This is a genomic window from Aliiroseovarius sp. YM-037 (assembly GCF_048060095.1).
GTDB lineage: Bacteria > Pseudomonadota > Alphaproteobacteria > Rhodobacterales > Rhodobacteraceae > JBLUOA01.
Map to the genome: position 1 here is coordinate 2,089,245 of NZ_JBLUOA010000001.1, position 21,676 is coordinate 2,110,920.

The 21,676-nt window shown below is 56.8% G+C and carries 21 protein-coding genes, 1 tRNA gene and 1 pseudogene; 7 read left to right on the forward strand and 16 right to left on the reverse strand.

Annotation, left to right across the window (positions count from 1 at the left end):
* The first annotated feature begins 186 nt into the window (after window positions 1–186).
* From ACEWPJ_RS10270 to ACEWPJ_RS10290, 5 genes are all read left to right on the forward strand, one after another.
* Window positions 187–1,377 carry a tyrosine-type recombinase/integrase gene (locus ACEWPJ_RS10270; protein ID WP_416512912.1) on the forward strand — a complete coding sequence of 397 codons (1,191 nt, stop codon included), beginning with the start codon at window positions 187–189 and terminating at the stop codon, window positions 1,375–1,377.
* Window positions 1,367–2,059: a hypothetical protein gene (locus ACEWPJ_RS10275; RefSeq protein WP_416512913.1), complete on the forward strand. Its 693-nt coding sequence runs from the start codon at window positions 1,367–1,369 to the stop codon at window positions 2,057–2,059. The genes ACEWPJ_RS10270 and ACEWPJ_RS10275 overlap by 11 nt, the downstream gene beginning before the upstream one ends.
* 88 nt (window positions 2,060–2,147) lie before the next feature.
* Window positions 2,148–2,336 (forward strand): helix-turn-helix transcriptional regulator, encoded by a 189-nt coding sequence (locus ACEWPJ_RS10280; protein ID WP_416512914.1) that lies wholly within the window; start codon window positions 2,148–2,150, stop codon window positions 2,334–2,336.
* Window positions 2,337–2,437: 101 nt separating this feature from the next.
* On the forward strand, window positions 2,438–2,752 hold the full coding sequence (locus ACEWPJ_RS10285) for a winged helix domain-containing protein (RefSeq protein WP_416512915.1): 315 nt from the start codon (window positions 2,438–2,440) through the stop codon (window positions 2,750–2,752).
* Window positions 2,749–3,141, forward strand: a complete 393-nt coding sequence (locus tag ACEWPJ_RS10290; RefSeq protein ID WP_416512916.1) for a hypothetical protein — start codon at window positions 2,749–2,751, stop codon at window positions 3,139–3,141. The genes ACEWPJ_RS10285 and ACEWPJ_RS10290 overlap by 4 nt, the downstream gene beginning before the upstream one ends.
* Before the next feature lie 1,034 nt (window positions 3,142–4,175).
* Here the strand turns inward: ACEWPJ_RS10290 and ACEWPJ_RS10295 are convergent.
* The 8 genes and pseudogenes from ACEWPJ_RS10295 to ACEWPJ_RS10330 form a co-directional block, all read right to left on the reverse strand.
* The gene (locus ACEWPJ_RS10295) at window positions 4,176–5,720 is read right to left on the reverse strand and encodes an ATP-binding protein (protein ID WP_416512917.1); all 1,545 of its coding nucleotides are present in this window, start codon (window positions 5,718–5,720) and stop codon (window positions 4,176–4,178) included.
* A gap of 197 nt (window positions 5,721–5,917) precedes the next feature.
* Window positions 5,918–6,025 (reverse strand): annotated as a pseudogene (locus tag ACEWPJ_RS10300) (IS1595 family transposase); the annotation flags it as partial.
* 150 nt (window positions 6,026–6,175) lie between these two features.
* Window positions 6,176–6,775 (reverse strand): HNH endonuclease signature motif containing protein, encoded by a 600-nt coding sequence (locus tag ACEWPJ_RS10305; RefSeq protein WP_416512918.1) that lies wholly within the window; start codon window positions 6,773–6,775, stop codon window positions 6,176–6,178.
* Window positions 6,776–6,830: 55 nt separating this feature from the next.
* Entirely contained in the window at window positions 6,831–7,133 is a 303-nt protein-coding gene (locus ACEWPJ_RS10310; RefSeq protein WP_416512919.1) for a hypothetical protein, read from the reverse strand.
* A gap of 159 nt (window positions 7,134–7,292) precedes the next feature.
* The gene (locus ACEWPJ_RS10315; RefSeq protein WP_416512920.1) at window positions 7,293–7,967 is read right to left on the reverse strand and encodes an SOS response-associated peptidase; all 675 of its coding nucleotides are present in this window, start codon (window positions 7,965–7,967) and stop codon (window positions 7,293–7,295) included.
* A 654-nt stretch (window positions 7,968–8,621) separates the two neighbouring features.
* Window positions 8,622–8,697: transfer RNA gene (locus tag ACEWPJ_RS10320), tRNA-Thr, on the reverse strand.
* A 137-nt stretch (window positions 8,698–8,834) separates the two neighbouring features.
* Window positions 8,835–10,508, reverse strand: coding sequence for an ABC transporter permease (locus ACEWPJ_RS10325; protein ID WP_416512921.1), 1,674 nt, complete (start codon window positions 10,506–10,508; stop codon window positions 8,835–8,837).
* A gap of 100 nt (window positions 10,509–10,608) precedes the next feature.
* The gene (locus ACEWPJ_RS10330) at window positions 10,609–10,869 is read right to left on the reverse strand and encodes a DUF2312 domain-containing protein (protein WP_416512922.1); all 261 of its coding nucleotides are present in this window, start codon (window positions 10,867–10,869) and stop codon (window positions 10,609–10,611) included.
* A gap of 135 nt (window positions 10,870–11,004) precedes the next feature.
* On the opposite strand from ACEWPJ_RS10330, the gene ACEWPJ_RS10335 reads away from it, so the two are divergent.
* Window positions 11,005–11,220 (forward strand): hypothetical protein, encoded by a 216-nt coding sequence (locus ACEWPJ_RS10335; protein WP_416512923.1) that lies wholly within the window; start codon window positions 11,005–11,007, stop codon window positions 11,218–11,220.
* On the opposite strand, the gene ACEWPJ_RS10340 is transcribed toward ACEWPJ_RS10335, so the two are convergent.
* The 8 genes from ACEWPJ_RS10340 to ACEWPJ_RS10375 form a co-directional block, all read right to left on the reverse strand.
* On the reverse strand, window positions 11,217–13,304 hold the full coding sequence (locus ACEWPJ_RS10340; RefSeq protein WP_416512924.1) for a 3-hydroxyacyl-CoA dehydrogenase NAD-binding domain-containing protein: 2,088 nt from the start codon (window positions 13,302–13,304) through the stop codon (window positions 11,217–11,219). The genes ACEWPJ_RS10335 and ACEWPJ_RS10340 overlap by 4 nt on opposite strands.
* Window positions 13,305–13,402: 98 nt before the next feature.
* Window positions 13,403–13,615 carry a hypothetical protein gene (locus ACEWPJ_RS10345; RefSeq protein WP_416512925.1) on the reverse strand — a complete coding sequence of 71 codons (213 nt, stop codon included), beginning with the start codon at window positions 13,613–13,615 and terminating at the stop codon, window positions 13,403–13,405.
* 44 nt (window positions 13,616–13,659) lie between these two features.
* A complete protein-coding gene (locus ACEWPJ_RS10350; protein WP_416512926.1) occupies window positions 13,660–13,977 on the reverse strand; it encodes a TraR/DksA family transcriptional regulator in 318 nt (105 codons plus the stop codon).
* 164 nt (window positions 13,978–14,141) lie between these two features.
* Window positions 14,142–15,167, reverse strand: coding sequence for a FliM/FliN family flagellar motor switch protein (locus ACEWPJ_RS10355; RefSeq protein ID WP_416512927.1), 1,026 nt, complete (start codon window positions 15,165–15,167; stop codon window positions 14,142–14,144).
* Between the two features lie 74 nt (window positions 15,168–15,241).
* Entirely contained in the window at window positions 15,242–17,956 is a 2,715-nt protein-coding gene (locus ACEWPJ_RS10360) for an ATP-binding protein (protein WP_416513037.1), read from the reverse strand.
* Complete coding sequence (locus ACEWPJ_RS10365; protein WP_416512928.1) at window positions 17,956–18,240, reverse strand: hypothetical protein; 285 nt, start codon at window positions 18,238–18,240, stop codon at window positions 17,956–17,958. The genes ACEWPJ_RS10360 and ACEWPJ_RS10365 overlap by 1 nt, the downstream gene beginning before the upstream one ends.
* Window positions 18,237–18,605, reverse strand: coding sequence for a response regulator transcription factor (locus ACEWPJ_RS10370; RefSeq protein WP_416512929.1), 369 nt, complete (start codon window positions 18,603–18,605; stop codon window positions 18,237–18,239). Before ACEWPJ_RS10370 ends, ACEWPJ_RS10365 begins: the two co-directional genes overlap by 4 nt.
* A 101-nt stretch (window positions 18,606–18,706) precedes the next feature.
* Complete coding sequence (locus ACEWPJ_RS10375; protein ID WP_416512930.1) at window positions 18,707–20,014, reverse strand: helix-turn-helix domain-containing protein; 1,308 nt, start codon at window positions 20,012–20,014, stop codon at window positions 18,707–18,709.
* A gap of 216 nt (window positions 20,015–20,230) precedes the next feature.
* Between ACEWPJ_RS10375 and ACEWPJ_RS10380 the strand changes: the two genes are divergently transcribed.
* Complete coding sequence (locus ACEWPJ_RS10380; protein ID WP_416512931.1) at window positions 20,231–21,607, forward strand: substrate-binding protein; 1,377 nt, start codon at window positions 20,231–20,233, stop codon at window positions 21,605–21,607.
* The last annotated feature ends 69 nt before the right edge of the window (window positions 21,608–21,676 follow it).

Genomic DNA, 21,676 nt, shown 5'->3' on the forward strand with positions numbered 1-21,676 from the left:
GCATTTTATTATTTCAAAACAGTAAGTTAATGGTGCCCCCACACGGCTTTGGAGTCTTATTTCATGAGGTTTCAGGGCATTCCGCTTCACGACATAAATGCTTGATTGCATTACGATAAATGTATCGTTGCACTTCAGCTTGCACCATACTATCCCGTATTTGGGGGTGGATAGAAAGGTGGACAGGTGGCGGCGCTTCACAAGCTTACTGCGATTAAGGTGAAAACGGCACCTCCGGGGAAATACTCGGATGGAAATGGTCTCTGGTTGCACAAACGAGCAGACGGCGGTTCGCAGTGGTTTCTGCGTGTCGTAGTTCACGGGCGACGTCGCGAGATGGGGTTAGGAGCGCTTCAAAACGTCGATTTAAGAGAGGCCCGCACAAGCGCTGCCAGATGGCGTGCTGTGGCTAGACAAGGCAAAGACCCGATCAAAGAACGCGAACGGCTCCGTCGAGAGGATATGAAGGCCGATAATACACTCCAATCTGTTGCCGAAGCGGCGTTCGAAGCACGGAAAGCTGAATTAAAGAACGACGGTAAATCGAGCCGTTGGTTTTCGCCGCTAGAGCTGCACGTCCTACCCAAGCTCGGCAAAATGCCTGTCGAAGACATCGACCAGTTGGATATCAAGAACACGCTGGCTCCGATATGGCACACGAAAGCTGAAACTGCCAAGAAGGCAATGAACCGCCTCGGAATTGTCATCAAACACGGAGCCGCGATGGGCCTCAATGTCGATATTCAAGCGACGGAAAAGGCTCGCGCGTTGCTAGGAAAATCGCGCCACAAACCCGAGCACGTTCCGGCCATGCCGTGGGGCGACGTCCCGACCTTCTATGAAAGCCTATCCGACGGAACCGTCACGCAACTTTGTTTGAGGCTGGTAATCCTGACCGCTGTCCGATCCACTGAAGCTCGGCACATGAACCTCAGTGAAATCGAAGGCGATACGTGGATCATTCCCAGTTACCGGATGAAGACTGGCAAGGAATACCGCGTTCCACTGTCAGCCGAGGCGAAACGAGTTGTCGAAGCCGCGAAATTGCTCGCTCGGGACGGCTTTCTTTTTCCCGGCGTTCGCAAAGGCGTTATCTCTGATGCCACTATGTCCAAGTATATGAAGACGTGCGGTCTGGAAGCCCGCCCACATGGATTCAGGTCCAGTTTTCGAACATGGTGCGCTGAAGCCACTGACGTGTCCCGAGACGTCGCTGAGACGGCGCTGGCTCATGTCACGGGTGGCAAGGTGGAGCGTTCTTATCGCCGGACAGATTTTCTGGAGCAAAGAAGCGTCTTGATGGAACGCTGGGCAGCGCATGTGACTGGGCAGAATGCGAGAGTTCTAAAGTTGGAGCGTAGGGCCAATGCAGATTGATACAAGAAAGCGACTTTCTCGTCCGGTAGCATTAGCAATAGAAATGATTGGGCCATTCCAACTATGGAACGAGGAATTGTCATGGCTTGGACCAACGGCATACATGCTTTGCATTGAACTTGGCGTCACCGTTGAGCCTGCCAATCAGAAATCGGGCAAAGCCGCCCTAAGGGCACCCGAGGCAAGCGCGACTGCGCTACTGAACGCGGCGAGCAAAGATGAAGAGGCATATCATCTGGTGAAAATGCTCTGCGGAGCTGCTATCGGTCGGGGTGAAGTACTACCCGAACCACTTGCTCATTTCTCATCCCTTGTCTTACAGGGCAGCTTCCCTGAACCGCGCAAATCTAGAGGCAACAAATCCGGCGTAACGTCGATAAAACGGTGGCGACGCGATGTTGCAGTATTGACCGCAATGAAGGCTCTTTCAGACCAACTAGGTATTCAACCCACGAAGTCGAAAGAAACTCGTGAGGGGTCGAGTGCTTCTCAAGTCACGTCTGGAGCAGAAGTTGTCGTAGCCGCATTTCGATACCTAAGCTCGGGTGAAGCCAACTCTGTCCGCATGACACTGGATACGGCCACCGAAATTTGGACAAAGCGCGCCAAACTTGAAGGCGATCTGCTGCGAGCGACTGATGCGATATTGCAGTCGCGTTCTAGTCTACAGCCATTCACCTGAGCATTCGAAAAATCGCGCTTAAACTTTTCTAATGAGGTGTGAAACCCCATCGATCACGTTGACTCCATACGAAACAAGTTGGAGACCAATGATGCACGAACAATACCTCACATTTCGCGACCTTGCCGCGAAACTTGGATTGGGCAAAAGCTCAATCTACCGCCGGATTGAAGACGGCACTCTCCCCAAACCAATCAAAATTGGGAACTTATCTCGCTTTAAGGAAAGCGAAGTGAACGAAGCACTGCAACGGCTCGAAGCTCAGCGCAGCGCTTAAGAAACCCCCGAACGCCGTAGCGGACAGGGCTCACTTACACTCAGTATTGCAGTCAGAGCATAGCCCGTCCGACGCGCTCCTTCAATCAAGAGGAACCGGTTATGAGAAAACCATCCCACAAGTGGGCAAGAAAGACCTGTGTCGTCACAAACAACGAAAAACCCATTATTATTTCGATTAGCGGTCGGGAACTGTGGATGTTGCTGGAACTCGATGCAGCGGGAAGCACGGGTTGCACCGCGTTGCAATATGCTCCCGGAATAAGGCTGGCGGCATATGTCTACAAACTCCGCAAACGTGGCGTCGAGATTGCAACTTATCGCGAGCCTAACGATGGCAGTTTTCCGGGCACGCATGGGCGCTATGTGCTCATGTCTCAGATCGCTTGGAATATTGATACGGAGGTGCGGATATGAGCGACTATTTAGCGAATGTCTCCCAAGTCTCACCTCGAAACGCGCCCCGGCTGGAAGAGAAACTTCGAGGAAACCGGATGCTCACTGCCATTGAAAAGCTGATGATATACCAGACGCTTTCACGACACTGGCGGCGTTACTTGACCCCAACCGAGTTCGTTGTTCTTTCCTACATCGTTGATCGGAGCGCAGGTTGGGGTCGCGGCGACTTCGTTGCATGCGGCGATAACGTGCTCTACGGCGACCGGGAGTATGCTGGCGTTGGAGTTGGAAGGACGGCATACTATAATTCCTTGCGGTCATTAGAAGCGGCGGGTGCTATCAGCAGAAAAAGCCATCGGGACCGGACCCGCATCTGGCTACATACGAACTGGTGCAATTTCGAGTAACCAGCCAATAGCCTAGGAGTGCCTTGAGCGCATTCCTAGGCGTTCAATATATGAACCTGAGAAATCCAATAAACGGCTCCAAGAAGTCCATTAAACGAAGACTGAATACAGGAGTAAGAATACAAACAGTAAGAATACACACAGTTACTATTGGTTAGAATACACGCTACGACCGCGCGAGCGGTCTTCGCGCAGTAGAAATCCGGGGAGAAAGCAAAATTTACCGCGCCAACAATCGGTCCTCGCTCGTGACCCTATCTGACCTAATTTAGCCTTTCCTGCATTCACCTACCCTCTATGCTCCGCGTATGAACAACACCCCGACAGCAAAGAACATGACACCCTGCCAGCTTCTTCGACAGATCGACCAGCTAGATGAGGGCACGCCAAAACATAAGATGTTGGAGCACGAGTTAGCTGTCGGGGTCGGTTATGGTGCCGCTTGGTATTCGTCGCAGAAAGAGCATTGGCAAGGTTGGCTGCAAGACTACGATGGACCCGGTGCTTATGGTCGATTAATCCGCCACGATAGAACCGCCCAGTTCGCTTACAACCACATCCGATGCGCCCCAATGCTGTTTTGGTTGGCGGAAGCCGCGTCGGTTCCTGACGGGGCCGTAGATCGCGCCTACGTAGCCGTGACGAAGGCGGTGAGGCAGTCCGGAATTCAATGCGCGATACTCCGACGGGAAATCCCTTGGCAAGCAGTCTTCAACGGATTGACGACATAGGCTCCGGATGTGGTGACGCAACGGGTTGCAACTAATTTTCCGACGAACATTCTACGAGCACAGTCAAAGGATTGCCTAGTTTTTCACTAGCTTAGAAGATAGTAGTTTAACTGGTCGTCAAATGTTAGAAAACGTTACTAGCAGACAAAGCGACGCAATTCGCTAATCTTCGATTTCCTCCTCGTCGTCGAGGTCGTCATCCTCAAATTCAACATCGCTGGAATTCTGATTTGAGAGAAGGCGCGTTTCTTCCCTAGTTTCACGTAGCTCATTAATATTTGGGGTGTATCCCCTTGAGGCAAGTTACTTCCGCTTCAAGAAGTAGAAGCGATGGCGGCTCCTGTGCTTCCCCGGTGACCTATCAACAATTCCCTTACTCACCAAACTATCCAGAACTTGTTTTGTGCCGCGCCAGTCCTGAGAAATGACCAAGCCAGCATCGGTAACATTCACCTTATGGTTTTCAGCTAGGTAGTTGACCACCATCTTTTCGCTTTCCGAAAGGCCATCATATTGTTCTGGGTTGATTGAGGCCGCCGCTTCTGATCGCACGTACTGTTTGCGGTGTTCCACGTCGTTTTCAAGGGTCACTGTTACTGAAAAGGTTCCCGATTGCCGGTCAATAAAGACGGGGTCAGGCAAGTTCGCCTGCCGCATCCCTTCCCTCATGCGTCGGGTGCCTTCAAATGCACATTGAACGTAGTCGAAATAGTATAGCCCCCACATCAGTTTGGGGTTTCGCGGGTTATGGGACTCATAGACCGTTTCACCAGTTGTCGGCGGCATGAATGAACCAGGAGACTCGACTACAAATTTATCTTCAAACATCTTCACGTAGATGTTCATTTGTTTCAGGTTGTATGATCTGTGCACTGCTGCATTTACGACAGCTTCCAGCCAAACCTCGTCCGGGTATTCCGGCTTGCTAGCAAATTTTCCATCTGATCCGAGGCGGGTGAATTTTCGAATTTGTGTTCCTATATATTCTTCAGCTTGTTGGATTTGCTGCGCCAGAGGCCCCTCGAAGACACGGTCCGCGACAGAGTTCAGATTGAGGCCAAAGCGCTCTTCTGGTCCATCGTATCGCAAAACGCGGATAAAGCAGCCTGGCATGACAGCCCTGGCGTTCAGTGCAAATAGAATCGCACATGCGTTAGTTGGCTTGAACCCATCAGCAGATTTCTTGCCTAGGTTCGCCAGCTGTAGAACATCTTCAACGTTATAGCGCGAAGGTAGCTGTCGCTTGTTAAGATAAGATGTTCTGAACTGCGCCATTACTTCCGTGGCGAAGTCGTCAGGGAAAGATAGGCTGCATGCTTCGGACTCAAAATCCAATTCGCCGCGGTTCAGTCTTATTTCTCTTTTTTCGGCTTCCGTTAATTTTCGCTTCTCATCGCCTTCACGTATGAAGGCATCTCCCGATACATTCTCTACTAGTTTATTCTCGCGATGGAAGACTCTGAGCATCACTATGTAGTCGTCTTCTCCCTTTGAGTTTTTGACTGCGAGATTGCGAAACTCGAACCGTGCATCAGGAACCAATCTTCCCACAGTCCTCAAGGCATTTAAATGTTCAACAGCCACAGCCTTACAGCCCGATACCGAGCCATCGTTTTCAACACCGATCAAAACGAGACCACCATGGGGCTGTGTATTCGCCCACATAACAACATAGTCGGCCAACGCCTTCTGACTTATCTTGGCTCGCTTTCGTTCCACCCTTGGGTCTTCTTTGAACCCAAGAACCACTGAGGGGTCTTGTTCCCCAAAGATGTCGTCCGGGGTCCAAAGCTGTGTTAGACTTGGGAGTGGAGGTTGAAGGTCTAGCTCTAGTTGCTCGCCGTGCATATCACCATCTTGTCGACTTGGCCGAAATATAGCAATTATAGCAAAAACTTAATCTCGACACGAGGGAATCTTCACGATGTTAACGTTGCAACAAGCATTAGAACAGGGGCGACTAGACGAGTTCATCGTCCAAGCCGAGGCTGAAGGTGTCGGCCCGATAAGCGAGGCGGAGTTCGATGAAACCGCCTCGCAGGTGATTAAAACGCCGCTACAAGACGATCAAACATCAGGTTTGCCTCCCTGCGATGGTTTGCGCGGAAAGTGAACTCGTCCAGATACCGGCGCATGTGCTTGTGGCTGATCGAACCACAATTATCTGTCTGACGACACTCCAGCGGACATTGGTGGTCGCTCGTGGTCATCGCAATACCGCAAAGTTCTCCATAATTGGTTTCTCTGCAATTACTCGAATTCTATTACCCAGCAGGTCGAATGTATTTGATAGGCATCTGGATTCAGTCGAAAATCAAATGCCATGACCCAACTTTAGTTTTATGCCACTTACCACCGTGAGTTGCTGGCTTGGTTTCCCCTGTGTAAATAGTCTGAGGAACTGGTTCGTCGAACGACACGTCAGGCGGAGGGCTAACACTAACAGGCAGCGGCTCCGGTTTGGGTTCCGGTTTTATTGCAGGTTTGCGCTCTTTGAGTGCCAGAGAAACCGCTTTGAGGTCAGCCAATTCTGAAAGGAGAGCTGTTCTCCTGTTTCCAGCATTGTCTCGGCGGGTCACAATCCGAAGATTGATAGGTCTGTTGTCAGATGGGTTGTGGTTTATATGGTCCACGTCAAAGTCCCTCGGTATCCATTTCTCTAGCGTTATCGCCGCAATGAAGCGGTGAGAAAGTATCGACTTCCTGTCGTACTTGAACCACAGATAGTCGTGCCCCTCGCGGCTCTTGCTTCCGTTTGGTGTTTCTCCTTCGACACGTCCCGCCAAATACTCAAACGTAGTCCCGCCAATGACCTCATCCAGCTTAGGATAGGGAATTTCATTGGAGTGCTCTGTCTCGTATTCCGTCGACAGCATGGCCTCAACGTATTCGACATCTTTCATTTGGAATTTGCTTCCTTGATCCTAGTTGTTGCAGTTACGATTTTCCGGATTTTCATCAAGAGGTTGGCTGGGGCTTTAGCCCTGTGGTTGGGTCTTTTGGTTCGACCAAGTCCGTCAGCTTTAATTCCGCAATCAATATTGAGAACTCCGGGTCTGCATGAAATTCAATTTCGCCAACAAATCGCTTGGCTAACTCAATCCGCGCATTGAACTTTTCGCCTTCCGGCAATTGCTCAATTGCATTTGTTGGTGGGTTGAAGGGGTCGCGGTTGGGCATTGCATATGCCTCTGCCAATTCTAACCGTATCGCAAGACGCTTAGACCAACCACGTTCGTCTTCATTGAGGGTTGTTTTCATGGCAAGTTCTTCGGCGTAACCAATCTGTTCCTCGGTAAAAAAAATCTACCGTAAAGTTTCCTGACGGTTCTTCTAGTTCTTCTACTTCGTCTTGCAATTTACTTTCTCCGCTTTTGGGGCAGTCTAGGGCCGCATCTGATACGTTGTCGGCAGACCAACTCATTCATCCGCCTTCAGTCCCTCGCCATGCCTTACGATTCTCATCCCGTCACTCGGATAGGGTCGGAGCAGCTTTGCGGCATCATCGGTGCTCCCCATCAACCATACTTCGTATTCGCTAGGACACAGAATTACTGGCGACCTGTCAGGATGAATTGGTCTGACAATGTCATTGGCCGTAGTTGTCACAATTGTATGAGTTTCAATTTCTACAAGCTCATCACGATAGTTGCCTTCGAATTTACGCCACAGACCCGCAAACGCAAATGGCGGTCGGTCATCAGGATGATCTGAAGCCAAGCCGAACCAATAATATGTCGCGGGCTTCCTACCCTTGGATTCGCAGAACGATGTTGCCGGGACAAGACACCGTCGCTCCTCAAAACTAGACCGCCAATATGGAGCTGACTGCACTTTGTCGTCACGTGCGTTGTTCACGGCCTTCGGCATTATCGGCTTGCCTGTCTTCTTGGATTTTTGGGGCATCAGGAACCCCCAGTGCATATATTTCAATTCGCGCTCATTTTTTGCCGTTAGACGCACCACTGGCGCACTATACCGAGGAAATATTGCTGTTTGCGGGCGATAGTTTCCCAAGCGGTCTTGCGAGGGCTTGACGTCAAATAGTTGGCGCATCGCCTCTTGTGCCGTGGTGTTGCTAGTTAGGTTGCACATTCCGTTATGCTAGGGTCTAGAATATGGCACGGCAAGACCGACTACGACTAGCGTTCCTGTTTTGTTCTGATATAGAATTGCGCCTATGCCCGCAGGTCGCCCACCAATTACTGCACACCCCGCAAAGCCGTTTCGAACCGTAACGGACGCTGCGAAGAATGGGGAATTGATGGTTTTACGCTGTAATCTCTGCCGTAGATGCACCCACTATTTGGCAACTGATCTAATCGAAGTGATTGACCACAATCACCCCTGCCACATCCCGCCCTTCGAGTGCTCAAAATGCAAAACAATGGAATTTACTGACATACGCTGGCGAAGCCCATCGCCTACTGAGATTGGTGAATTGCCAATTCGGCGTCCTGCTGGTTGGCGTCGCATCTGGAAGACTGTCCTGCTTGGGAACTGAGACGTTTATCACTGTCTGCCTGACACGCCGTAGTTCAAACCTCATAGGTGTGGAAAAGTCTGGGGCGAGTGTAAGCCGCTGTCCAAAATGCTAAGACCGTCAAGCAACACAGATGGAATACTCGGCATTGCAACGCGTTGCACCGCTCAACAGCGAAGTCTACGCGGTAGAGGGTGGACTGAGGGGTGGATTTGATTAACGAGGTTCAGAAAAAATATTTAATTTCTGAGACTTGCAAGAAACTATGGTGCCCCCACACGGACTCGAACCGCGGACCTACTGATTACAAATCAGTTGCTCTACCAGCTGAGCTATAGGGGCAGACCGTTGAGCGGTCCTGTGTCGGACCTTCGCCAGACGAGGGCGATATAGCAGCAGTTGAACGGCAAGGGCAATGGGGGTTTTGTGGAATTTTTGGTGGTGCCGATGGCTCTGCCAAATCTTCCCGAACCGCCGCCCTATCTGTTTGATCGGGCGAGGATCAGAACCGCCGCCAGCCCCACGATGATGATGAGAACCGCAGCCGGCGCGGCGGTTTCGAGGTTTTCGAGCGAGGCTTCCTCATAGACGCGGGTTGATAGCGTGTTGAAGTTGAAGGGGCGCAACAGCAGGGTCGCCGGAAGCTCTTTCACGCAGTCGACGAACACCAGCAGCAGCGCCGTCGCGACGGAGCCTTTGATCAAGGGCGCGTGGACTTCGCGCAGCACGCCGCCAGCGCTTCGGCCAAGCGACCTGGCCGCCATTGGCAGACTGGGTGAGATGCGGCCCATTGCGGCGTCGGATGCGCCTTGCGCGATGGCGAAGAACCGCACTGCGTAGGCGTAGACCAAAGCGAAGGCGGAGCCGGTCATCAGCAATCCGGGATCGGACCCGCTGATCGCGAGGATGGCGTCGGCCAAGCGATGGTCGAGCCAGGCCAGAGGGATAAGGATACCAACCGCCAAAACCGCCCCGGGCGCGGCGTAGCCGATTGTCGTGACTGGCAGCAGAAGGCGCGGCAACCGCCGCCCGGTCAGCCGCACGCCGTAAACCATGAACAGTGCGGCGGCGACGGTGACGATGGCGGCTGACGCGCCGACCAGAATGGTATTCCCAAGCGCCGCCAGCAATTTCGCGTCAAGCCACAGGTCGGCATTGTCGAGCGCGTGCGCCCCGATCACAGCGGCGGGCAGCAGGAACCCAACGGCGAAGGGGATCGAACATAGCGCGGTTGCGAACCATCCCTTCGCGCCGCGCAGTTCGGCCTTCATTGTCGGGCGCTGATGCTTCGGCGCATTATGGTAGCGGTGTTTCTTGCGGCTGGTCTTTTCGATGCCGACAAGCAGCAGGACAAGCAGCAGGACGACTCCGGCGATCTGTGCCGCGCCGCCTGCATTGTTGCTTTCCAACCAAGTGCTGAAGATGCCGGTGGTGAGGGTCTGAACCGCAAAATACTCAACCGCGCCGAAATCGGCGACCGTCTCCATCATCACGATCGCAACGCCAGCCGCAACGGCGGGGCGCGCCAGCGGCAAGCCAACCCGCAGGAAACGGGCGATTGGCCCAGCACCCAACGCCCGCGCCACCTCATAACTCGTGCCGGAATGTTCGCGAAACGCCGCGCGGGCGAGCAGGTAGACGTAAGGAAACAGCGCCCCGGTCAGTACGACGACCGCAGAACCGCGCGACCGTATCTGGGGAAACCAGTAATCGCGGGAGTTTTCCCAGCCGAACACATCCCGCATCGCGGTTTGAACGGGTCCGGCGTATTCCAAAAAATCGACCAACGCGTAGGCCCCGACATAGGCCGGGATCGCGAGCGGCAGCAGCAACAGCCATTCCAGCCAGCGTGACAGCGGAAACCGATACATCACCAGCAGCCAAGCCGCGCCCGTTCCGACGGCGGCGGACAATGCCCCAACCGAAAACATCAGGATCAGCGTGTTTGACAGGTATCGCGGCAGCGTGGTTGAAATCAGATGCGGCCAGATATTTTCAGTCGGATTGAACGCGATCCACACCACGGCGAGGATCGGGCAAATCACAAGCACCGCGATCATCGCTGCGCCGAACGACCAGCCGCTCATCAAACCGACCCGCAGCATTTTTGCACGGGGGACGTTTTGGTCAGACGTGGTGGGTGCGTCGGTCATAACGGTGCGACTACCCGAAAGCGTTTGGGCTGTCCAGAATCAGCGCGGAAGGGCCGTCGCCGTAGTTTTGCAGATCACCGCCTACGACAAGCCCGAAAAATCAGGACATTCCAAGCGCTTGCTTATACATATCCAACACGGCTTCTTCTTCGGCGAGGTCTTCGGCATCACGCTTGCGCAGCGCGATGACTTTGCGCATGACCTTAGTGTCGTAGCCACGGCCTTTCGCCTCAGCCATCACCTCTTTCTGCTGCTCGGCGATGTCTTTTTTTTCGGCCTCCAGCCGTTCAAAGCGCTCAATGAACTGGCGCAATTCATCTGCGGTCACGCGATAGCTGCTGTCTGCGGAAAAATCGTTCATCTGATGCCTCGTTTCATAGCTGGGAGCCTTTGACTATCCGCCCGCCGGGATCACCGCAAGGGCTTGCACATCGATGACGCATTGGATACCCGCTTTTTCGAACGACCGCTTTGGAAACGGCAAAGGAATAAGGCGATGGAGGTATTGATCTGGCTTGGCGCGGCGGTGTCGCTTCTTGGCCTCGCGGGATTGATCTATTGCATCCTTCTGGCGTTTCGCGCGAAACGCGCCGGGTTGGAAGGCGAAGAAATGCGCGCGCGCCTTCAACGTGTCGTCGTGTTGAACATGGCGGCGCTGCTGGTGTCAGCCATCGGTCTGATGATGGTGATCGTTGGGATCTTCCTTGGCTAGACCGTGTTCAGCGCATCAAACCCCTGCCCGTTCTTGATAAGCTCATCAAACAGCGGCGCGGGCGTCCAGAACACATCATCCATCGCATAATCGCGCAGACGGTTTCGCACGGTCAGCAATCCGGCAAGGTCGGCGGACAACATTGGCCCGCCCCGCGCCCGCGGAAAGCCGTGGCCGTGGATCATCGCGACGTCGATGTCAGAGGGGCGGTGGGCGATCCCGCGGTCAAGCAGCCCGGCACCCTCATTTGCCATCGCAGCGAGCAGGCGGTCCTGAATCTCCGCCTGCGAGACCTCTCGCGGAACGATGCCCTTCGCCTGACGCTCAAGCGCGACGACGGCCATCACTTCGTCGTTTTCGGTGCCGGGACTGTTTTGGGTTGCATAGTCGTAATAGCCGGCGCCGGACTTCCGCCCGAAACGTCCCAACTCGCACAGCTTATCGGTGATTTGCACCACTTTCGCGGTGGGGTCCCAAAGATGTGCCATCCGCGCACGACGGGCGAGTTCGTTATCAAGCCCGGCAGCGTCCAGCGCCTGATATGGGCCGAGGGCAAAGCCCCACGCCCGCATCGCCGCATCGATCTGGTAGGGCGTCGCGCCCTCCTCAACCAACAGATCGGCGGCGTGTCGACTGGCGGCCATCACCGCACCGCCGATAAGCCCATCCGCGATGCCTGAGCGGACCGGCGCTTTGCCCAGCCGTTTCGCCAGCGCAAAACCAGTGGCCACCACATCCGGCGCAGTCGTTGTCCCAACAACCACCTCAACAAGTTTTGCCGACGCGCCCGGCCCGTTGAAATGCAGGCCCAACACATCCTGCGGGCGCGAGATATGCTGCGTGAGGTCATTCACATCGAGGCAAGACGTTGTCGTCACAAGAACTGCGCCCGGCTTCAGAACACCGTCGAGGTAGCCGAACACGCTTTTCTTGATGTCCATGTCTTCGGGTGTCGCTTCGATCACCATATCCACGCTCGACAGCGCGTCATATTGTAAAACGCCGGTCAGCCGGGACAGCCGCTCTGCCGCATCATGTGCTGTCACATTGCCGCCGCTGACAAGGTGGTCATAGACCCGTTCCACCCGCCCCGTCGCATCGGCGAGCGCGGTCGCGCCGCTTTCCAGAAGCACGACGCCCAAGCCCGCATCAAGCAGCAACGCGGCCAGATTGACCACCATCGGTTCGCGCCCGACCAGCCCGACCAGTTCGACAGGTCTGGGGGTCGCGCCCTCAAGCTCCGGTATTTTAGCAGTGCGGCGTTCGGCAAAGAACACGTGACGCAGGGCGGCGGACTGATCGGTCTCAAGGCAATCGAGGAACGCAGATTCCTCAAACCCCAGACCGCCCTCAAACGGCAGCAAAAGCGCAGCTTCAACACAATCAATGATCTTGCCCTGCGCGATCAGGGGCGAGCGGCCAAACTCCTGCCGGGCCGCTGCGATCACCTGTTCGTATTCGATGCTGTCAGCAAATCCATCACGCCGTTCTCCCGTCGGGCGACGTGCGTGCTCGGTCAGCGAGGCGGCGAACGCAATCGCGTGCGCCCGCACATCGCCGTCGGATATTTCGTCAATCAGACCAGCGCTTGCCGCCTCATCCGCCGAAATCGGACGGCCTGACAACATCATGTCAAGCGCAATGGCCGCTCCGGCCAGTCGCGGCGTGCGCTGCGTGCCCCCGGCCCCCGGCAGAATGCCAAGCGTGACCTCGGGCAACCCGACCCGCGCCCTCGGGTCCGCAATCCGGTAATGCGCCGCCAGCGCGAGTTCAAATCCCCCGCCAAGCGTCGTGCCGTGCAACGCCGCAACGACAGGCTTCGCCGATGCCTCAACCCGGTTGCAAACCTCCGGCAGCCAAGGCGAAACGAACGGTTTTCCGAACTCATCGATATCCGCACCGGCGGAGAAGGTTCTGCCGTCGCCAATAATCACGATCGCGATGGTTCGCGGATCGGCGTTCGCCTCATCAATCGCGTCAACAAGCGCGGTTCTGACGGCCGCATTCAACGCATTCACGGGCGGATTTTGTATTGTTAGGACGGCGACACCATCCTCGACTGTCACCGTTACGGCCTGATCCATGCTCTCCCCCACGCAACAGTTGGTGGGATTATGGCAGTCCGGGAAAATAATGCAAACACCGCAAATGCTTGCGCGAGATTAGATTGCGTGGCGCGTGTTCAGACAGGCACATTGTCAAACATCGCCTCGGCCATCTCCTCCTCAACATTGTGGTAGAGGGATTTCAGCTTTGACGGCACAGGCTGCCCAAACGCTTTGAACTCGGCCATTTTTGCCCGCAACCGGGCCTGCACCACACGTGGATCGGCTGGTCGCCGTTCGACTTCGTCCATCAACGAAACTGCACTTGCCTTCAGATTTTCAAAGGTCATTTAACTCTCCCCAGGGTTGGATGCTTCGGTATCGGCTCATACCGTTATACAGCACAGGATTTGCAGAACGGAGTATAGGGTAACACATCAAGACGCTCATTGGTGATCTTATCTCCACATTTTGCGCAGAGGCCGTATTCGCCCGCATCAATCCGCCCAAGGGCGGCTTCGATTTTGCGGATTTCCGCCTGACTGGATAGCCCCATCCCCTCTAAAACCTCATCTTCCTCACGCTCGACGGCCAACTCCTCCCAATCTTTGGAGTTGTGAGATTCGAGCTCTTCTTCGATTTCGTGAAGGCGGTTTTTCAGTTCAGAAAGCCGTTTTGTCAGCACCTCGCGTCGTGTTTCCATTGTCGTCATTACACGTCTCCTTTCCCGATGTTAGTTTACACCCACCGGTAGAAGCGCGCCTTGACGCAAATCAACGTAACCGCCGTTTGCAACGGAAATACGTCAGATGTGAAATTGAATGGGTTCGGGCGGGCAATCGCCCGCGATGGGTCGTTGCCCGAGGTATCGATCGATTACTCTGCGGCAGTCGTATCCCGGTTTGCGACGCCATCCGGGACGGGATTTTCGCCAGCGCTGACCCCAACCTGCTGCGGGGTGTTCGCGGACTGCCCGGCAGATGCTGACACCGCCGCATCGAAAGGCCGCCGCGACGCGAAGGTCTGGCCGACCTCTTCACCGTTCAAGCGAAGCGCACGCGCGCCTTGGAATTTGCCAAGCCGTCCGACAGCGACCGTTGATCCATCCGACGCCACTAGTCGCACGTCGGACAAGGCCCGTTCCGACAGGTTGAGCATTTGGCCAACCTCCAACCGCTGCACATCACTGAGCGCCAGGGTCAGTCGTTGCAGGACGGCGTCCAGATTGACTTCGCTGCCGAGAACCGTGTTGCGCAGCCCTTCGCGCCAATCCTCCGCATCGGGTGCAAGTGTTCCGTTCGCCGCGGCCGCCCGTATATCGGCAGGCAACGCCAGCAGCATTGCGCCCGTCTTCGCCCCCTGCCCCAGATCGAGCGTCAGGCGTAAGACCATCATCGGCCCATCATCCAACAGCAGCCCGAGCTTGCGCGTGGTTTCGACCCGCGGCCCCATACGGTAGCCGTAGAACCACGCGCCCCGGTGATCCGCATCCAACAACTGTTCGAGCAACGAAAAGACGTGGTTGACGAAGCCTTCGCACATCGAAACATCGGTGCGCGTTGGCGCACGCGGAGCTGGCGCGGCTGGCGTGATCCGGCCCGTCGTCTGGATTTCAATCAACCCCGCAAGCAATCCGTGATCGAGCGACACGACCCCTTGCGCCCCGTCCTTCGCCCGAAGCAACGCCAAGACAGATTCATCCGACAACTGCTCACATAGCGTCGAAAGCCCTTCTTCGGACTCGCGCACTTCCGTTACCGTAAGCGGCAGTTGATAACCCCGCTCCGCCGCGCGCGATACGGCGATGTGCAGCGCCTTGATCGGCGTCATGGCAGCTGGCCCGCGTGCGGCGCCCTTCGACGCAAGCCGCTGCAAGACAGAAGATGCCTGATTATCCGTCATTCCGATTTGCCCCAACTGACGAGGCCCGATCATTTCGTGGTGAGGTTTAGATTCAGTTACCGATCACGCGACTTCTACGCGGCACCATTAAGCGCCTTCGCCTGCTCGGGCATCGCGCCCTGCGGCAGCGTCACCCGGAACGACGCGCCACCCGTTCCGTGCCGATAGCGAACCGACCCGCCGAGGTTCGACATAATCTCTCGACAGATGGCGAGGCCAAGGCCCGCGCCGCCCGCCGCCTGATTATCCGTGAGGCGAGAAAATTTTTCAAAAATCAACGGCTCACTCTTCGCCGGGATGCCTTCGCCGTTGTCGTCAAAGTCGATCTCAACCTGATCCCCCACCTGCCGCACGCGGATCGTCAGGCACGGCTCCTCTGCTACGCAGTATTTACGCGCGTTGGTGATGAGGTTGATGAACACCTGCGCCAGACGGTCACTGTCGGTAACGAGGTCGACTTTCTCACTATCGAGGTCGCGGATGATCTTCAGATCGCCCGTGGCGTCCGATGGCATTGCGGCCGAAACCGCGCGCTCCAACACGTCGTGCAATTGAACCTTGGCGGTGTTCAGAACAACCTGCCCATTTTCCAAAACGCTGAGGTCTAGCAAGTCGTCCAGCAGGCGGGTCAGCCGGATCGCCTCCCCATGGATTATCGACGAATAGCGCTGCTGTTCCTCAGCGCTCACATCGCCGGAGTCGCGCAGAATTTCGGAAAACGCGCGGATTGAGGTCATCGGCGTGCGAAGTTCGTGGCTGATCTGGCTCAGAAACGCGTCTTTCTGGACGGAGATTTCAGTCAGCTTCGCGTTAACCTCGCGCAATTGGCGCGCGGTGTGGCCCAGCTCTGCTGATTTCGCCTCAAGCTCGCTGGAATATTCCATGATCTGCGCGGCTTCATCTGCGACCGCCAGCAGGTCTTCGACCGTCACGCTGGCCCCGCCGGCGATCTGCCCGATCATCGCGTGGGCGGTGGCGGCCCCGACGGATCCGGCGAGTTCCTTTTCCAGCCGCTCAAGAAAATCAGGTGAAATGTCGGGTAGGAACCCGACCTTCCCCTGCGCGTCCGCTTCCTGCTGAAACATCCGTTGCGCCTGATCGGACCCGATGATCCGCTGTGACATGACCAACAGGTCTTCGGCGCCGACCTCGCCCGAGACCCAACCGCTTGGCCCCGTCGAATGGTTAAAGACATTGACGAATTGCGCGCCCTGCAACCGTTCAAGCGGTGTCGGGAAGCTGAGCAGTGACAGGACGCAGAACACGACGGAGTTCAGCACCATGCTCCACACGACCGCGTGCACCAGCGGATCAAGCCCCGATATCCCGAACAGCGCCTGTGGGCGAAGCCACTCGACGCCCCACGGGCCGTTCAAAAGGAACGCCTCAGACATCAGGCCCAAGCCGCCAATTGACGGCAGGAACAAGGTGTAGGCCCAGACCGCGAACCCGGTCACGAGGCCGCCCGCCGCCCCAATCCGCGTCGCCCGGCGCCAGAACAGACCGCCCATCAAGGATGGCAAGACCTGAGCGACCCCGGTAAAGGAAATCAGGCCGATAGCGGCGAGCGCGGCACCGCCGCCCGAATAGCGGAAATAGACATAGCCAAGCGCCAGCACGCCAGCAATCGACAGCCGCCGGGACATCAGGATCACCCGCCGAACATCACCTGACACGGTCGCCCCCTTTGGCCTCGAAGCCAGCCAGATCGGCATAACGATGTGGTTTGACACCATCGTTGACAATGCAATGGCCGCGACGATCACCATTGACGTTGCAGACGAAAACCCGCCAAGGAAGCTGAGCAAGGCGAGCCCGTCCTGCCCGAGCGCGAGCGGTAAGGTCAGCACGAACAAATCCGGGTTCGATCCGGCTGGCATCAGGTCCAGCCCGACAACGGCAATCGGGATGACAAACAAGCTCATCAACATCAGGTAAAGGGGGAACGCCCAAGACGCGGTCGCGACGTTCCGTTCGTCGGAGTTTTCGACGACCATCACCTGAAACATTCGCGGCAGGCAGATGAAGGCCGCGGCGGACAGAAAGATCAGCCCCGCCCAGCGCCCCGGCTTCATATCCCATTCGGCGATGGGCGATGCTTCGATCCGGGCGAGGATATCGCCCGGCCCGGAGGCCACGCCCCAGACGACGAAAACGCCGACGGCGACCAGCGCGACAAGCTTGACCACAGCTTCAAACGCAATGGCGGTTACAACGCCATAGTGGCGCTCATTGGCGTCCAGGTTTCGCGTGCCGAATAGAACGGTGAACAGGGCAAGCCCCGCCGCCACCCAAAGCGCGGTGGCGTTAAGCTCCGGCAGCGTCCAGACGTTCGTGCTATCGCTCGCAAAAACCGCGAAGGACAATGTGACGGATTGCAGTTGCAACGCGATATACGGCGTCGATCCAATCACGGCGAGCAGCGTGACCAGCACGCCGAGCAGGTTCGACTTGCCATAGCGGGAGGAGATCAGGTCAGCAATCGACGTGATCCGCTGCACCCGACCGATCCGCACGAGCTTGCGCACCAGCCACCACCACCCAACCATCACGAGGGTCGGCCCCAGATAGATCGACACGAACTCCAACCCGGACCGTGCCGCATACCCAACCGCGCCATAAAACGTCCACGCCGTGCAGTAGATCGACAGCGACAGCGTGTAGACAACCGGAGAGCGCAGCCACCCCACCTGCCCCATCGCCGCCCGCCTGTCCGCAAAGAACGCGATAACGAACAGAAGCGCGACATAGGCAAGGCACACCGCGATCAGCGCGTTGAAGCCGACCATCATGGCTGGGTCTCCGGAGCGGACTGATCATCCACGTCATCCGGGGGTTCACGCAGGGGGCGAGACAGGCTCGCCGCGCAGATAATCAAACCGATCCAGACGCCGAAGACGTAGAGGACAGCGCCAGCAGTCTCATTCTCGGGCGTCGTCGCGGGATCGCGCAACAATGGAAACACAAGCCACAGGAGCAGACCGAGAAACGGCAGCAAACGCACCGCATCGGTCGCGCGCCGCCGTCGGTATCCTTCGTCGGCAAGGAACAGCGGCTCGCCCGGCTCCTTCATGGGCTGACGAGCGCGCGCAGGCTTTCCACCACCTCTGTGTTGGAAAACGGTTTGGTCATGAAGCAGTTGACGCCATGCCGTTCGGCCAATTCGCGGTCCTTTGTCTGCCCCCGCGCGGTCAGCATCAAGACTGGCAGATCACGCGTCGCTTGATCGGCACGCAAATCCTTCAGGATGTCATAGCCCGACCGGTTCGGTAGCATCACGTCCAGCACAACAACATCCGGCGAAACCCTTTGGATCGCCTCAAGCGCGGTGCTGCCGTTTGAATGGGTTTCGACCCGCCACCCCTCTCGCGACAGGATAAAGCGGATCGCCTCGGTGATGTTCTGCTCATCCTCGATCAAAAGAACGGTGTGTGCCATCTGCCCTCCCCTGACAGTGCCGTAGTCTTTCTGCCGCTGACTATCGCGATTACCTCTGCAACTGTCAAAACTTCAAACCGACCGGTGCGCCCGATTAGGCGTTAAGACTGGTCGCTCAAAATCGACTCCTCGCGCCGGGCGACGCAGTCGGGTTTCGGGCAAATCCGGCAGGTTTGCCCAACTTCCATCCCCATCCCGCTAGTGGCGCCGATCAGGTCGGACGGCACCAGAACCATCTGCGCCTTCAGAACGGCGGGGCCGTCAAAACCCTCCGGATAGCTCATCTGCGCAAAGGCGAACGCGATCAGTTTACGGGTATCCCGCCCCGCCTGTTCGACCACCATCCGCACAGGCACCGCGGGCTGCGACAACGCGCGGTAAAGTGGCCACAACGGACACGCTGCGCCGAAATGCGGCAGTTGAAATCCGGGGATGGGCCGACGGAATGTCAATGTGCCAGAGCCATCGCATTCAACAAGACCGATACGTTGATCGTCGTCCTCAAACCGCTGGGTCGCAAGTCGCCGGAATACGCGATCAACGGAAACGCCGAATTGCGCGGCAAGGCGCATCGGGTCGAAGTGCAACGCCTCCGCAGCCTCCCGAAAGGGCTGCATCGGCAAGGCTTCGGCATCTGCAGTGTAGCCTGCCAAGTATGCGGCGGCCGCCCGCCGTGCCGCATCGGTCGTCAGGTGGCGGTTGGCGGCAACCAAATCCTCAGCCTCAGCCGTTCCATCCTCAAGTCCCGCGACGTAGCCACCGATATCGTCCAGCCAGTCCTCCAATTCCTCCTGTGGCGAAATCAGGCTCCGTTCCGCATCGCCCGCCCCGTCCAGATAGGTGACGAGCGCCTGTGCGCTTTCGGACAGGCGCCGCGCGTCTTCGTGGATGTTCTTCTGAAACCGCGCCTGCCAATTGGGGTCAATATCCCCCGGCTCCGCAAGAATCGACGCGGTGGAGCGGATCGACGTCACCGTCGACAGAACATCGTGCATGGACGTCGAAAGGTAGGGATCATGCGTCAGGCGGTCGGACAAGGTTTCAACGGTCCGCTCCAACTGCTCCACCCGGCGTTGATGCGCGGCGAGGCATTCGGCCCAACCGGGAAAGCGGCCTGCAAGTTCTTCCACCCGGTCAAGTTCTGCGGGCGGCTCAACCGACAAGGCGGCAGCACTTCGCAGCCCCGTCAGCAGCGCGGTTTCCGCCCCCTCAGACAGTGCCGCAACATCGACCCGCAAGGCGCGGGCTAGGTCGCCCAGCAGCTTGCCCCCGATTCTGCGCCGATTATGTTCGATGAGATTGAGGTAGGACGGTGATATACCTATGGTTGTTGCGACCTCTGTCTGCTTTAGCCCCAAGGCAGAGCGGCGGTTCCTGATCCGGGTGCCCGTCAGAACACGTGTCGGCATGAAATTCTCCGTCGATACAAGGACTTCCGGCACTTATTGCAAACTTATTTACAAAAACAACCCGAAATTTGTCGATATATTAACAAGAATATTGTTTCGTTCAAAGCAGTTGTTGAAAAATTTTCAGAAAGCAACCGATACTATGGCCAGCCTGTAAAAGGTGAGCGCCGCATGCGGAGGAGGCATCGGCGCAGACAATCCAATGGGAGGATTTCTATGTCCAAATTTACACCGACACGTCGTGGCCTATTGAAGACCGGGGCCTTCGCGGGCGCTGGCCTTGCGATGCCCACGATCTTTGATGGCTCTGCCTGGGCCGACGGTCACTCCGGCTTTACCAACGCGCCGCAGGGCGACACGGTCACGCTTGGCTTTAACGTGCCGCAATCCGGCCCTTACGCGGATGAGGGTGCAGACGAACTGCGCGCCTTCCAGCTTGCGGTTGAGCATCTGAACGGCGAAGGCGACGGCGGTATGCTTGCGACCTTCTCTGAAAAGAACCTCGACGGTTCCGGCATCCTCGGCAAGAAGGTCGAGTTTGTGACCGGCGACACGCAAACGAAATCTGACGCCGCGCGTGCCTCGGCCCGCTCGATGATCGAAAAAGACGGCGCAATCATGATCTCCGGCGGTTCATCTTCCGGTGTGGCTGTCGCGGTTCAAGGCCTCTGCCAAGAGGCTGGCGTGATCTTCATGGCGGGTCTGACCCACTCGAATGACACGACCGGGAAAGACAAGAAGGCGAACGGCTTCCGTCACTTCTTTAACGCCTACATGTCCGCTGCGGCGCTCGCGCCCGTACTTGAAAAACTCTACGGCGCAGATCGCGCGGCCTACCACCTGACCGCCGACTACACATGGGGCTGGACGCAGGAAGAGTCGATTGCAGCGGCGACCGAAGCGATGGGCTGGACAACCGTTGACAAGGTGCGCACACCGCTCGCCTCGACAGACTTCTCGTCCTATATCGCACCGGTCATCAACTCCGGCGCTGACGTTCTGGTTCTAAACCACTACGGCGGCAACATGGTCAACTCTCTGACCAACGCAGTGCAGTTCGGCCTTCGTGAGAAAGAAGCCAACGGCAAGACCTTCGAAATCGTCGTGCCGCTGTATTCGGAGCTGATGGCGCGCGGTGCGGGTCAGAACATCGCTGGTATTCCGGGCTCTCAGAACTGGGATTGGAAGATCGAAAACGAACTGGGCGACCGCTATGCTGGCACCAACGCGTTCGTAAAATCGTTCGGCGAAAAATACGGCTTCCCGCCGAGCCAGGCAGCACAGACCTGCTATGCACAAACGCTGATCTACGCCGACGCCGTGACCCGCGCCGGCAGCTTCAACCCCTGCGCGGTTGCAGAAGCGCTTGAAGGGTTTGAGTTCGACGGCCTTGGCAACGGCCCAACCCTTTACCGGGCGGGCGATCACCAGTGCTTCAAGGACGTTGTTGTCGTGCGCGGCAAGGAGAACCCGGAAAACGAGTTCGACCTTGTGGAAATCGTCGAAGTTACTCCGGCCGAGCAAGTCACCTACGAACCGGACCATCCGATGTTCGCAGGCGGCGATCTGGGCGAATGTAACCCGGGCGCGTAAGCGACACCAAAAACCCAGCCGGTCGCGCCAATGCGCGGCCGGTCTTCGGCACCCCGCATGGCGGGCGCG

Excerpts from the sequence above, each read along its gene's own strand:
- ACEWPJ_RS10275 (WP_416512913.1), top strand. The coding sequence starts at position 1,367 with ATGCAGATTGATACAAGAAAGCGACTTTCTCGTCCGGTAGCATTAGCA.
- ACEWPJ_RS10280 (WP_416512914.1), top strand. The coding sequence starts at position 2,148 with ATGATGCACGAACAATACCTCACATTTCGCGACCTTGCCGCGAAACTT.
- ACEWPJ_RS10285 (WP_416512915.1), top strand. The coding sequence starts at position 2,438 with ATGAGAAAACCATCCCACAAGTGGGCAAGAAAGACCTGTGTCGTCACA.
- ACEWPJ_RS10290 (WP_416512916.1), top strand. The coding sequence starts at position 2,749 with ATGAGCGACTATTTAGCGAATGTCTCCCAAGTCTCACCTCGAAACGCG.
- ACEWPJ_RS10295 (WP_416512917.1), bottom strand. The coding sequence starts at position 5,720 with ATGCACGGCGAGCAACTAGAGCTAGACCTTCAACCTCCACTCCCAAGT.
- ACEWPJ_RS10305 (WP_416512918.1), bottom strand. The coding sequence starts at position 6,775 with ATGAAAGATGTCGAATACGTTGAGGCCATGCTGTCGACGGAATACGAG.
- ACEWPJ_RS10310 (WP_416512919.1), bottom strand. The coding sequence starts at position 7,133 with ATGAAAACAACCCTCAATGAAGACGAACGTGGTTGGTCTAAGCGTCTT.
- ACEWPJ_RS10315 (WP_416512920.1), bottom strand. The coding sequence starts at position 7,967 with ATGTGCAACCTAACTAGCAACACCACGGCACAAGAGGCGATGCGCCAA.
- ACEWPJ_RS10325 (WP_416512921.1), bottom strand. The coding sequence starts at position 10,508 with ATGACCGACGCACCCACCACGTCTGACCAAAACGTCCCCCGTGCAAAA.
- ACEWPJ_RS10330 (WP_416512922.1), bottom strand. The coding sequence starts at position 10,869 with ATGAACGATTTTTCCGCAGACAGCAGCTATCGCGTGACCGCAGATGAA.
- ACEWPJ_RS10335 (WP_416512923.1), top strand. The coding sequence starts at position 11,005 with ATGGAGGTATTGATCTGGCTTGGCGCGGCGGTGTCGCTTCTTGGCCTC.
- ACEWPJ_RS10340 (WP_416512924.1), bottom strand. The coding sequence starts at position 13,304 with ATGGATCAGGCCGTAACGGTGACAGTCGAGGATGGTGTCGCCGTCCTA.
- ACEWPJ_RS10345 (WP_416512925.1), bottom strand. The coding sequence starts at position 13,615 with ATGACCTTTGAAAATCTGAAGGCAAGTGCAGTTTCGTTGATGGACGAA.
- ACEWPJ_RS10350 (WP_416512926.1), bottom strand. The coding sequence starts at position 13,977 with ATGACGACAATGGAAACACGACGCGAGGTGCTGACAAAACGGCTTTCT.
- ACEWPJ_RS10355 (WP_416512927.1), bottom strand. The coding sequence starts at position 15,167 with ATGACGGATAATCAGGCATCTTCTGTCTTGCAGCGGCTTGCGTCGAAG.
- ACEWPJ_RS10360 (WP_416513037.1), bottom strand. The coding sequence starts at position 17,956 with ATGGTCGGCTTCAACGCGCTGATCGCGGTGTGCCTTGCCTATGTCGCG.
- ACEWPJ_RS10365 (WP_416512928.1), bottom strand. The coding sequence starts at position 18,240 with ATGAAGGAGCCGGGCGAGCCGCTGTTCCTTGCCGACGAAGGATACCGA.
- ACEWPJ_RS10370 (WP_416512929.1), bottom strand. The coding sequence starts at position 18,605 with ATGGCACACACCGTTCTTTTGATCGAGGATGAGCAGAACATCACCGAG.
- ACEWPJ_RS10375 (WP_416512930.1), bottom strand. The coding sequence starts at position 20,014 with ATGCCGACACGTGTTCTGACGGGCACCCGGATCAGGAACCGCCGCTCT.
- ACEWPJ_RS10380 (WP_416512931.1), top strand. The coding sequence starts at position 20,231 with ATGTCCAAATTTACACCGACACGTCGTGGCCTATTGAAGACCGGGGCC.